This is a genomic window from Verrucomicrobiota bacterium, from assembly GCA_016871535.1.
GTDB lineage: Bacteria > Verrucomicrobiota > Verrucomicrobiia > Limisphaerales > SIBE01 > VHCZ01.
Window position 1 is genome coordinate 1 of record VHCZ01000196.1, and the last position, 11,599, is coordinate 11,599.

Sequence of the window (11,599 nt, forward strand, 5' to 3'; positions counted from 1 at the left end):
GAATTTTGCCTGGGGCTGCGTTGCTCCTCGGTCACAGCCCCACTGGCGGGGGATGCTCGCTCGTCGCGCCTTGCCCCAGGCCAAATTGGGCGCAACGAACGTGAGCGTATTTACGAAACGGACCACTTAGTTGTAACCGGTAGCCCGGCTTGTAGGCCATGTTGTTGCATAGCAGCAGTTTGGGGTTGCATAAAGCGGTTGTAAATTACAAATTCCGCCAAGGTGTGTAATGCGTAACCACCTAATTACAAGCATTTAGCCAATGTAGCTCAGTGGTAGAGCAACGGTTTCGTAAACCGTAGGTCGTCGGTTCAATCCCGACCATTGGCTCCATCTAATAATCAAGGAGTTACATCGAATCCACGGGCTGGTAATAAAGATTAAGTTTGCTTTTTTCTGACATTTTTCTGACACTCTGGACGATGATCTCGAAAAACAAGCCAATTACAATCAAACGGGGATTTGTCACCGTGAAAATCTACCGCACCAGATCGGCCCTCGGCTACGAGTCCTTCCAAATGGCTGACTACTCCTCCGGCCGGCGGAAAATTCGCACCTTCAGCGATTTGCTTGAAGCAAAGAAAGAAGCCGGGCTCATCGCCGACCGGATGAGCCACGGAGATCTGGACGTGCTCACGCTGCGGAGCGAAGACCGGGCGGCCTATCTTCGGGCGGTCGAAGCGTTGCGTGGCACGGGCTTCCCCTTGGAAGTCGCCGCCGTCCAATTTGCAGAAGCGTCGAAAATACTCGGCGGTGATTCGATTATCGAAGCCGCCCGCTTCTACGCCAAAAGGCACCCGGCGAAGCTTCCAAAGAAACTCGTTTCCGAGGTGGTCGTTGAACTCGTTGAGGCCAAGAAAACGGCCGGCCTGGGCGACCGCTACCTTAACGATTTGCGATATCGCCTTGGCAAGTTTGAGACTTCCTTTCACTGTCCGATCTCTTCCATCAGCGCAAGCCAGATTCAGGAGTTCCTCAACTCGATGAAGCTGTCGGCGCGCTCGTACATCAATTTTGTCCGGGTGATCGGGACGTTATTCCGATTTGCCAAACGGCGTGGCTATCTGCCGCGAGACCATGACGAGATGGACCATCTGGAAAAAGTGAAAGACCAGGGAGGAGAGATTTAAATCTTCGCCGTGGAAGAGATGGCTCGTTTACTCGGGGCCGCCACGAAGGAATTTCTGCCGGCTCTGGCGATCGGCGGATTCGCCGGGTTGCGCTCCCCCGAAATCGAACGATTAGAGTGGCAGGAGATCAATTTGGTGGAGCGTTTTATTGAGGTGAAGAAAGGCAAAAGCAAAACAGCGGCCCGTCGGCTGGTGCCAATCACGGATAACCTCGCAGCATGGCTGGGGCCTTATGCGAACTGCCGGGGCAGGGTTTGGCCAGGTGGCCACGATGATTTTTACGACGCCCAGCAGAGAACTGCCGAAGCCACCGCGACCGAGACCTTGGCCGCCGTCAAATGGAAGACCAATGCGTTGCGCCATTCGTTTATCTCGTACCGTTTGGCCACGGTGCAAAATGTGAATCAGGTCGCGTTGGAAGCGGGGAATTCACCACAGATGATTTTCAGGCATTATCGTGAACTGGTCCGACCGGCCGACGCCAAGAAGTGGTTCGCGATTGAGCCGTCCGGCAGTTCCAGCGATCATCCGACGCCAGCGGCGGCCACAGCGTAAGCTGGCATTGCTTCCGAGTGAGGAGAAGTCCTGCGCACGGCTTTTGAAAACACCGCGCGAAAAAGCGGTCCATCGCCATTTGCCCAAGCGCGCGCGCTTTGATTTTTCGGATCGATTCGGTGCCGTTCGGACTATCGGAAAATTTCTTGACGAAACAGTTGACGGATTGCGCGAAGCGTGCGGGACTGAATTTAGAAACGTTGCGCGGCGGTAAAACGCCGTACAGATCGCCATGGCCATCACGTTCAAGAAAGCTCCCGTTGTCCAGGAAGGCGACCCGATCACCAGCGCGCAACACAACGCGCTCGCCCAGGCTTTCAATGACCGCATCCTGAGCGGTCTGGGCGACTGCGCCTGGCGGATCATCTACTACATGTGCGGATGGATGCGCCAGATTCGCAATCCAAGCTTCAGCGGCGGAGGACCGATCGGCCTCTGGCCGTACGCCGATGAGTGGTTTCGGATTTACGCTTACCTGGACCCACGCAAGACCGGCGCGGAATGGCCCGTGACTCCGCCTGGCGAAGAAGAAGGCGTGAATCTGAACAGCCCAATCGGTGCTTTCGTCTTTGGAAACGATCGAGCGAATTTGCTCGCGGAAGATTTGCGGGTCGCGGATGGAAACGAGATTCTGCTGTGGTTGCCCAAACCTGCCGGTGTTTTCGGTCCACCCGAAACCGACGAAGAATTTTGGCTCCTGGCCAAGTATCAACGGGGCGCGTTCGATCCCGTTGCCAACGCCTACTTCACGCCAGCGCTGCGAGCGGCGCAGGAGCACGAAAAGATTCGGTATCATCCGAAACTGAGATACCTGAAATCTTACGGCGGCTTTCTTCCCACGCGCGAGGAGTGTCCAATGGGCTGCGGAGACGCGACAGCAGATCAACCGGAGACCCGACGGTTCAAAGTGTTCTTTACTCCACTTCCCGAAGCGCAAAGGCGGCGCGCGGAGGCGGGCCTGGAGCCCCTGCCTGTCAAAAATTACAGCGGCTTTTGTCCGTTCGGATCTCCCGGAGCAACCGAGTCCGACTGCAATGGCGCCTCCATCGCCGGGATCGGTTACGGAAAATTCTGGTATCGCATCTACGCCTGGGACGAAAACGGGAATGCCGTCGAAATCGAGAGGTTGAGCACCGCCGATTACATCGAGGGGCCGTACAAAGGCGGCGGCGTGATTTCCCATGATCAGGGTGAACAACTCAATCAAACCCTGAATTATTTCATCAAGAATTTCCGAGGCAGTGCGGCGCAGCGCGATTCGGAAGATTGGGATCCCGAATTGACCAGCTTTGATTTCGAGAAGTTCTTTTCCGGACAATACTTCCTGGCCCCGGCTCTCGGACGGATGGACAGTAACGGCGGGTTGGACGCAATTTACCCAGCCTTCCAAATCGCCGCTCCGGCTGGTGGTGCCGGTGTGCCTTCAGGAACCAAGGCCACCAAGCTCGAATCTGGCGCGACGTTTCACCAGATCGCTGGCGGCTTTGTCTTGGGCGGCGTATTTGCGGCGGCGGCTGGTCTGAAAGCGCCGGTCACGATTGAAGTGCTCGCGAATGACGCTCCAGTCCACACCTTCGATCTGACTCCGGACAACCAGAAGAACGCATCGAGCATCCGGTACTTCGACCAGGTCCCTGAAGCGGTCAAAGTATCGTTGCGCGTTGCTTCTACAGCCGATTTGGCTCCGGGCGGAAGGCTCCATTTCGAGATCGCCGAGTTGTGGAAAATGAAGCCGAGTGTTCCCGACGCTTACGCGGTCATTCGCGCCGCATCCAGTCGCGGCGGCGATGGCTGCAACCTCGATGAAGACGGGATTGATCTGCCCAGCCCGCGCACCATTTCCGACGCCTACTTCAAGACCGGCTGCATCGTGAATCCAGGCGCCGCTGGTCTGGCCACGATCGGCGAGAACTCGATTGTCAACAATCCGATTTATGAGGCGATGCGCCAGCTCATCGTGGACCACGGGCGGCTGGCGCAGAAGGACAATCTGGTCGGCTACGAAGTCGCGAACGGCAAAAGCGTTCTCTACTACAAACGCTACGCTTACGGTCTGAATAATGAGGCATTTGACATCTTCGCGGGCCTCGGGCCATCACCGGACCGGATTCCAAATGGCGAGATCAAGCCCGGAATTCAGTACGTGGTTAAGGGCGGTCCCATTGAATACGACGGTCGATTGATTCAAGCCAACCAGCGTTTCGAGGGAAAGTTCGGCGCAAAAGCTTTCACGAGCCACGGCGGTCAGGTTTATGAACTCGACGGCATCCGCTTGGTTGCGCCCAAGCAAGGCACGACCAACCGTTGGTGCCTTTTCTTTTCGCTCAACGGATACCGCCCCGTCGAGACCTCGCTCTGGAAAGAAGAACTCTACGACAACACGATCGTTCTTCATCAACGCGCGCACACGTTGACTGTGGAGCTGGCTGGCAACGGCATCTTCCCGCCGAAACGCGATTTGAATGATCATTTCACTCTGGGACAACGGCACGCTTTGATTTCGGAAGCGCCTCCGGGTTACATTTACGCCAAGGGGATCAACGGACGGCATTCCCTGGAACGGGAAGCGCAACGAGATTTTTATCGTTCCTGTCAGATTTACCAGGCACCCCACGAAATCGAATCCATCACCGCCGAGCCGGATGATGTCGTGGAGGTGACTCTGCGCGGCCGTCTGCGTCACACCGACCAAGCGCCCGACGCCATCGCCAACGATCCAACGACTTGGACCTTCCTCGATCACGAACGTTATCGCACGGACGAAAATGCGATCATGGATTACCTCCGCTACCGAGCGACAGGGAAGCACTGCAAAGAGGCCTCGGAACTTTACACGGCGACTGATCAGGACGGCAGTCCCGTGATTGACCCGGATACAGGTGAGGAAATCAAGGTCGGTTATCCGTTCCAGATTGGCGATCTCGGGGCGAACAATAACGTCGGCGTTTTTGGCAGCGACCGTCCCAAAGGTTGCTGTTTGCCGCGCAGCTATTTTGTCCGGCTGGTCCCGGAGGTGTACGAGGATCAAAACGACGATCAGGACATTGAGGACGCCGGCGTCGAGGTCGAGCCCTACTGCCAGATGGAATTGTATCTGCGAGCGATCTGTGGAGGTTTCGTGGACGAGAAGACCAGCTTGGAACTCTGCGACACTGACTCGCCCTTGATGGATTATACGTTTCAGAATCTTTGTTTCGATGCCATTGGCCAAAAGTGGCTCGACATCCTTCCCGAAAAACTCAAGCCGAGTCCGTTTGGCGGCCACAGCCCGCTGCCGCGCACGTAGATGTATGCGGAAATGTTCAACAACTTCGCCCTCTGCGTGAACAAGCTCGACAAGGTGCGGATCGAACTCCCGCTGCCGGTCCAATCGAAACTCATCCAGTTTACGCAAGGATTGCGTCCGATTTTGCCCCAGTTTGGAGATGACCCGCCGGATGGCGCCTGCACGTGTCCGCCGTCAGGAAGCTTTCGCGTCTGCGATTCAACAATTGGAAACTACGCATTTACCAGCGCGCCGCTTGTTCCCCCGACCGAAGGTTGGCGAGACCTGTGTGCCGAGATCGGCTGTGAGTGGGTGGACGGCTTTGGCAACGCCTACGCCAGCCTGGATGCGACGATCCTCAGAGGCCCTGGACCCGGAACCGGCCCTGCGCTGATGTGCGAGAACGGCCTTTTTCGTTTTCCCGCGATGGGCGAAAAGCGAGTTGGAACCATTCGCATAAATCCGGAGCGCGACGAACTCCTGGCTGTGCCGGAACAATGGCGCGACATGATCACCCGCGACGACAATCAACTCGGCGTCATGGGCAAACTCGTCATCCAGCTGAGTTGGGTGGTGTACGACCAGGTCAATGGCGAGCGGGAAGATTTTGGCGCCGACTGCGCAGGCTCGCCCTGGGTAATCCGTGTTGATCCAGACGATCCCAACAGCGATTTTGTGCGGATTCGCGATGCGTGGGAGACCGCTGAGAAATGCATTCTTTTGGTCGGCAGCCTGGAACCACATTTGCGACCGCTGCCGGAGTCAGTTCTGACTTGGTACAACCGCGCCCGCTGCCAGAAACAGCGCGGAGCGTCCAGTAGCGTGGGTTTTGTGCCCGTCAACAATCCGATCCTTTTCGTTCAAGTGCCGCTGGTCTAATCGCATTGAACCGTGCATGCAATGCAACGAAAGGTAAAGTTCCTGAACCCGGAACACGGTGACTTGCGTGTCGTCCGCGTCGTGCGTAAAGCCAGGCCAGTGGAAATTCCCGCTGTCGCAAAGGTCGAACTTTCCCTCGAACAGAAGGAGGCGATTTGTCGGTCGTGCCCGACTCAGTGGTACAACACGAATTTCGAGCGCTGTATTCATCCTTTTTGCGGCTGCCCGCGCTCCGAAGCGGGACGGCATCCTTGGTCCAAACTCAAGCGTTGTCCGGATAGACACTGGTAAAAGATGGCCTTTTTTCCCATCTCTAACTTCATTCACTTTCTGAAATCCGGGCTTAACTGAAGCTTGCGCTGAACCTGCTTTCGGCGAATTTCCGAAAATGGTATTATCGGAGCATGGATTTCGTCGCTTTCCGGGAACTGGTGGAGCAAATTCCTTTCGGGAAGCGGCTTCCCACGGCCGTCTATGTTTACCGAGAAGCAGGTTCGGATTATGGGGCTGAATTAACGCAGCTTGTGGCCAAGGTGGCGCAGCGCCACGCGCTCGGGGATGAGTTCAATGTCGTGAAGTTCAGGACCGATGAATTGAAAATCTCATTCCTGAGTTACCCGCGTTTCATGGACGTGGCTCATCCGTGCTTGGAGCGCGCAGTCGCGATCGACCTGGTGACAGGGCGCATGCGGGATACGGACTATGCGAATAATCCGAATCCGCCGATTTTACATCGGAAGGAATCATTTCTACCCGCCGATCATCCGCGTCGCCCGGCCTTTGAAGCACTGACGCGGGCCGAAGAAGAGGCGGGGCTATACAGCGAGACCGCGACGATCGGGTTCGAATTGAACTGGGAACGGCTATTGACTAGCAGGGGCCTCGCAATCCGAGAGCATTGTTTGAGCCGCAAGAGTGCTCCGTCGAGTCCGGCTCCAACCGCGCCGTTGATCGAGCGACACAAGACCGCGCTGAGGCGTTATGAATTATCGAAACCCGTCAGAACTTTGCTTGAGTACGGACTGCTCAAGACGGGCATGACGCTTTTTGACTACGGGTGCGGTCAAGGGAGCGACGTGCGCGGACTACAAGCCTTCGGGCATCGGGCCGATGGCTGGGATCCGGTGCACCGCCCCGATGGAGCGAAGCAAGAGGCGGACATCGTAAATCTGGGATACGTCCTGAACGTGATCGAAGACCCGGCAGAGCGGGTTGAAGCGCTCGTGGACGCGCATCGGCTCGCCAAACATTTGCTCGTGGTTTCCGGGCTGATTCGCGAGACCGTGGAAACGAAGCGGGCGCCGCAGTATCGCGACGGCGTGCTGACGCAACGAAACACCTTCCAAAAATTCTTCGATCAGCAGGAATTGCAGCAATACATCGAGGATGCACTCGACGTTACGGCCGTGCCGGTCGCGCTAGGGATTTTCTACGTGTTCCGCGATCCGATGGACCAGCAGGATTTTTTGTCCGCGCGGAGTCGGCGGGCGATTGATTGGACACAAATCAGTGCCCGCCTTGGTCTCGGCGAGCCGAGAACGCTGTGGAAAATCCTGTACGAGCAGCACAAGGAATTGCTGGATCAATTCGGTCGTTTCGCACTGGCCCTTGGACGAATTCCAACGCTGGAGGATTATGAAGGACTCACGGAGGTCTGTGAGCGGCTCGGTTCGGCGAAACGTGCATTGAGGGCGTTCGTTCAAGGCGGTGGCACGGAAGACGCCGACTGGGACCGGGTGCGGGTGCAGTTCGGAATCGGGCAGCCTCGGAAACGGCGCTGGGAACTCGTGTATGAGGAACATCGCGAGCTCTTGGATTCATTTTGGAGTCCTGATGCTGCAACTCGGACGATTGCCGGGGCCGGAGGAATTTCCGCCGTTCAGTGATCTGTTAAACAAGATCGGGTCACCAAAACAGGCGCTGCGCCTCTTCGTCCAAAAAGGCGGCGCGGAGGATTGGAAGCGTGCTGTAGAAGACCGGCAGCGCGATCTCATCGTATATCTGGCATTGGCGAACCTCCGGAAACGCGTTGCATTCGGGCATCTCTCCGCACGTCTGCGCGCGGACATCCGTGCTTTCTTCGGCAACTATAGGCGGGCGCTCGAGAAAGGCGTCGAACTGCTTTATGCCGCTGGGGATCCCGGCGAAATTGACCTCGCGTGCGAGGAATTGAAGCTGGGATGGCAGGATGAACAGGCGCTCTACTTGCATCGCAGTCTTGTGGACGAACTGCCGCCGGTCTTGCGGGCATACGTCGCGTGTGCGGTGGCGTTGTTTGGTGACGTGTCGCAAGCAGATGTCATCAAGCTGCACAAGCGCACGGGCAAGGCCACGTTCCTGGTGTACGACGATTTTGACGGGAAGCCGCTACCGGAACTCCGCCAGCGCATCAAGGTCAATCTCCGGACGCGATGGGTGCAGGTCTTCGATCACAGCGCCGAACGGCAGTTGCTGTATTTCAAGGAACGCTTCGTCAGCCACAATCATCCCCGTCGGTCTGACATGGAAGCCTTCAGCGCGAGATTGCGGAAGCTCGGTTTTGATCCGGCCACCATCGGACGCGGGCCATTGCGCCCGGAACTGGACGAGTTGCTGGCGAGAAAAGGCCTGAACCAAAACCTGAATCACCGCCGCCGAAGATGAAATTCGCGGCGCGCGTCTGATAAGTCTTTCCGAGTTTGCCTTTACGCATTCAACGGAGACTGCAATCTATGGCGTGTGTCACAGGCAGACGGCCGATTCGTGGTGCAAGAGCACCATGCACGAACGCACCATTTTGATTTCCGGCTGGAAAAGGATGGCGTGTTCAAGTCTTGGGCGGTCCCTAAAGGGCTGCCGGACAGACCGGGTGTCCGCCATCTCGCAGTCCAAGTCGAAGATCACAAGCTCGATTTCGGCGACTTCGAGGGCACGATCCCTGAAGGGCAGTACGGAGCGGGCGACATCCACATTTGGGACCGCGGCACCTACGACATCCACGAGTGGCGCGACGACCACATCCGCATCACACTCCACGGTGCCCGCGCTCAAGGGACCTTGGTGCTGATTCCGTTTCGACACGGGCGCCCACGTGAATGGCTGTTGTGGAAAGTGCAAGAACGCTGAGCCAGAAGCGACCTTGCGATCTTCTTCAAGAACTGCGGCTTGTTGAAATGTCTGAATTTCATTCGCGGCAAGCCACCAGAGCGGTGGACAACTTCGGGGGAATGTTGTTGCGAGTTGCTGGGACGTTATTCACCAGGCTGTTCATGCTTTGCCCAGTCGCCGTCGCATTTGGCGCGGCAATCGGCTGAGAAACTGGCGCGGCGTGACCATCTCCACTCCGAACGGCTTCTCCAAGTCCGTCAGATCGGCGTCGCGGGCAATCACCAGCTTCGCCCCGCCAGCGAGCGCGGCTTCGATGAACTTGTCATCCTTTGGGTCGCGGCAAACAGGGCGGTCCAATGGATCCGGCACTACCCACAGCGCGTGCTCGCGAATCAAGCGCAGCATCGGTTCGGGGTCACCGGAAAGCCCCTCGTGCTCCCTCACCCGGCGAGCCACGCGCTGATATTCCTCGAACACAGCGTCGCTCACGACGAGGTGATAGGCTCCTTGCTCCCACGCGCGGAGGCATTGATGCGCCTCGTTCAGCCAGTAGAGACCGGACACCAGCACCCCCGTATCCATCACGACCGGGCTCAAGACTCCTCCCGCGCCTTGCGCAGCGCCTCTGCCACAATTCGCTCCGCCTCCCCTGGCTTGGCTCGTCGTGGCCGCCCCGCAGCCAGCGCCGCCTCCAGCTCCTGCTTCGACGGGGGCCTCACCGGACGGATGAGCAATCCCGCCTCACCCAGATCGAACACGTTCACTGGCCCACCATTGGCCAGCCCGACCCGCTCACACCAATCCTGCGGGAAAACCGACTGCCGTTTCGATGATAGAGTCATGGTCGTCGCTTTCATGCGGTAAAAGTCTCTTACCACTGATTCCCAGTCAAGTCGCCTCAGCCCGGCCGCCGCCCACAAACCGCCGCTCGCGATGCCACCCGAAATAGTTCGGACTCGGCCGCAGCTTCGTCCCCGGCGCGAAGAACAACGGGCGACCCTGCGCTGCTCACGAGCAAAGGTCTGAACGGAAACTTGAATCCCCGCCGACCGAAGAAAGAATTCACGCCGCGCGTCTGATAAATCTTTCGGAGTTGCCTTTACGTGTGGAACGAGGATTGCACTCAATGACGTATGCCAGCGTCCGGCGGCCGATTCGTGGTGTAAGAGCACCTTGCACGAACGCACCATTTTGATTTCCGGCTGGAAAGGGAGGGCATCCTTCGGTTGTGGGCTCTGTCCAAAGGCCTGCCCGACAAAACGGGTGTCGGCCGGCTCGCAGCCCAGGAGAAACCGGGAGCTTTTGAAAGCTGCCGCATCGCACCCTTCTGTTGCTGCCGGCGTGGTGTTCGCTGTAGTGAGCCCCAAATCTCCGTCCCTCGAAACAGGTCCAGCAGGCCCAGCCACAAACTTGCCATCGGGTATTCGCGTGCGGTACACTGGCGGCATGGCTGAACTGACGTTGCAGTATCCGGATGACCTGCTCGTGGCGAGCGGCAAGGATCGAAGCGAAGTCGAGCGAGAACTTAAGTTCCAACTTGCGGTTCGCCTCTTCGAGGTCGGGCGGCTTTCATTGGGCAAGGCCGCCGAACTCGCGGGCTGGAATCGGCTTCTCTTCGCCGACGAACTCGGCCGGTTGAAGATCCCGGTCGTGAACTTGGACGACTCAGAAATCCAGGCGGAACTGCGTGCCATCCGAGGAAATCATCATCGCGGATAGCAGTCCCCTCATTGGACTTGGGCGCATCGGACAACTTGGCCTTTTGCCACTGATTGCCAGACACGTTGTCGTGCCTCGCGCTGTTTACGCCGAGGTGACGACTTCGCGGACGAACGCTCCAGGCGCCTCCGAAGTGCTTGCGCAACCATGGATTGAGGTGCGGGACGCCGACCCGGCAATCGTGGCTCCGCTCCTGATACTTGTTGGGAAAGGAGAAGCAGAGGCTATCGCTCTGGCACAGCGAGAATCATCCGCTATTTTGCTCCTCGACGACCTCCGTGCCCGAAAGTTTGCGGTGCGGCTCGGCCTGCGGCGTATGGGGACTGTGGCTTTGCTTGGCCGAGCCAAGCGCGAAGGTTTGATTCCGAAGCTCAAGCCCACGCTTGATGCTTTGGTAGCGAGCAACATCTTCATCCGTCAGGAATTGATTGATGAGGCCTTGAAGGAGTCGGGCGAGTGGTCGTCCCCGCCTGAACAGTAGATCAGGTTTGCGACAACGCAGTTGGACGGCACAAAGCTGCGGCGCTGTCGCGTTGCTGAGTTAAGTTGCTCGGATGGATCGTTAGCTTCCGCGCAGTGCCGGGGCAAAGTCTAGATCGCTTCTTCATGGTCAGCCCAAAAAGCAATGCTCACGATGCCAAGTGATATACTTCGGATCGGGACGAAGCGCGCACCCTCGCTGAAAGAACAACGAACGTCCATGATAGTTGCGAAGCGAGAACCCTTCGGGACTCCAGTCGGTAAATGCCTTTTCCGCGACAATGATCTTGAGTTCGTTCGTCACCGACCAGAGTCCCTCATCGAACATCCAGTGAGCGTTCTTTGAAAGAGCAAGCCCGTTGCGAGGGTCATCGTTCTTGCTGTCACGCCTTTCGTGGATGTGTGCGGCGTCCACAATGCATTTGTTTGAGACTGTCGTAAGGCTGTAACCAGTCAGCGCACATGTGAAAAGGTAAGAAGAAAC

Annotated in this window: 11 protein-coding genes, 1 tRNA gene and 2 pseudogenes; 12 read left to right on the forward strand and 2 right to left on the reverse strand. The window is 57.5% G+C overall.

The genetic code is table 11. From position 1 onward, the window contains the following. The first annotated feature begins 258 nt into the window (after positions 1 to 258). The 8 genes from FJ398_20400 to FJ398_20435 all read left to right on the forward strand — a co-directional run bounded on the left by FJ398_20400 (position 259) and on the right by FJ398_20435 (position 8,934). Positions 259 to 333 (forward strand) — tRNA-Thr (locus FJ398_20400). 89 nt (positions 334 to 422) lie between these two features. Then, on the forward strand, positions 423 to 1,130 hold the full coding sequence (locus FJ398_20405; protein ID MBM3840279.1) for a hypothetical protein: 708 nt from the start codon (positions 423 to 425) through the stop codon (positions 1,128 to 1,130). Between the two features lie 18 nt (positions 1,131 to 1,148). Continuing rightward, positions 1,149 to 1,685, forward strand: a complete 537-nt coding sequence (locus tag FJ398_20410; protein MBM3840280.1) for a site-specific integrase — start codon at positions 1,149 to 1,151, stop codon at positions 1,683 to 1,685. Positions 1,686 to 1,917: 232 nt separating this feature from the next. After that, a complete protein-coding gene (locus FJ398_20415; protein MBM3840281.1) occupies positions 1,918 to 4,971 on the forward strand; it encodes a hypothetical protein in 3,054 nt (1,017 codons plus the stop codon). A 36-nt stretch (positions 4,972 to 5,007) separates the two neighbouring features. Then, entirely contained in the window at positions 5,008 to 5,829 is an 822-nt protein-coding gene (locus tag FJ398_20420; protein MBM3840282.1) for a hypothetical protein, read from the forward strand. A gap of 404 nt (positions 5,830 to 6,233) precedes the next feature. Continuing rightward, positions 6,234 to 7,715: a DNA phosphorothioation-associated putative methyltransferase gene (locus tag FJ398_20425; protein ID MBM3840283.1), complete on the forward strand. Its 1,482-nt coding sequence runs from the start codon at positions 6,234 to 6,236 to the stop codon at positions 7,713 to 7,715. Next, positions 7,621 to 8,472: a DNA phosphorothioation-associated putative methyltransferase gene (locus tag FJ398_20430; GenBank protein ID MBM3840284.1), complete on the forward strand. Its 852-nt coding sequence runs from the start codon at positions 7,621 to 7,623 to the stop codon at positions 8,470 to 8,472. Before FJ398_20425 ends, FJ398_20430 begins: the two co-directional genes overlap by 95 nt. Before the next feature lie 75 nt (positions 8,473 to 8,547). Continuing rightward, positions 8,548 to 8,934, forward strand: a complete 387-nt coding sequence (locus FJ398_20435) for an ATP-dependent DNA ligase (GenBank protein MBM3840285.1) — start codon at positions 8,548 to 8,550, stop codon at positions 8,932 to 8,934. 141 nt (positions 8,935 to 9,075) lie between these two features. Here the strand turns inward: FJ398_20435 and FJ398_20440 are convergent, their stop codons facing one another. After that, positions 9,076 to 9,501 (reverse strand): putative toxin-antitoxin system toxin component, PIN family, encoded by a 426-nt coding sequence (locus FJ398_20440; GenBank protein MBM3840286.1) that lies wholly within the window; start codon positions 9,499 to 9,501, stop codon positions 9,076 to 9,078. 19 nt (positions 9,502 to 9,520) lie between these two features. On the opposite strand from FJ398_20440, the pseudogene FJ398_20445 reads away from it, so the two are divergent. The 4 genes and pseudogenes from FJ398_20445 (at position 9,521) to FJ398_20460 (ending at position 11,116) form a co-directional block, all read left to right on the forward strand. After that, positions 9,521 to 9,619: pseudogene (locus FJ398_20445) on the forward strand (DUF2147 domain-containing protein). Positions 9,620 to 10,049: 430 nt separating this feature from the next. After that, a pseudogene (locus FJ398_20450) lies at positions 10,050 to 10,370 on the forward strand (hypothetical protein). Next, entirely contained in the window at positions 10,363 to 10,635 is a 273-nt protein-coding gene (locus FJ398_20455) for a UPF0175 family protein (GenBank protein ID MBM3840287.1), read from the forward strand. The pseudogene FJ398_20450 and the gene FJ398_20455 overlap by 8 nt, the downstream one beginning before the upstream one ends. Before the next feature lie 70 nt (positions 10,636 to 10,705). After that, positions 10,706 to 11,116 (forward strand): DUF3368 domain-containing protein, encoded by a 411-nt coding sequence (locus FJ398_20460; protein ID MBM3840288.1) that lies wholly within the window; start codon positions 10,706 to 10,708, stop codon positions 11,114 to 11,116. Between the two features lie 129 nt (positions 11,117 to 11,245). Here the strand turns inward: FJ398_20460 and FJ398_20465 are convergent. Then, on the reverse strand, positions 11,246 to 11,599 hold a 354-nt coding region (locus FJ398_20465), incomplete at its 5' end, for a restriction endonuclease (GenBank protein MBM3840289.1).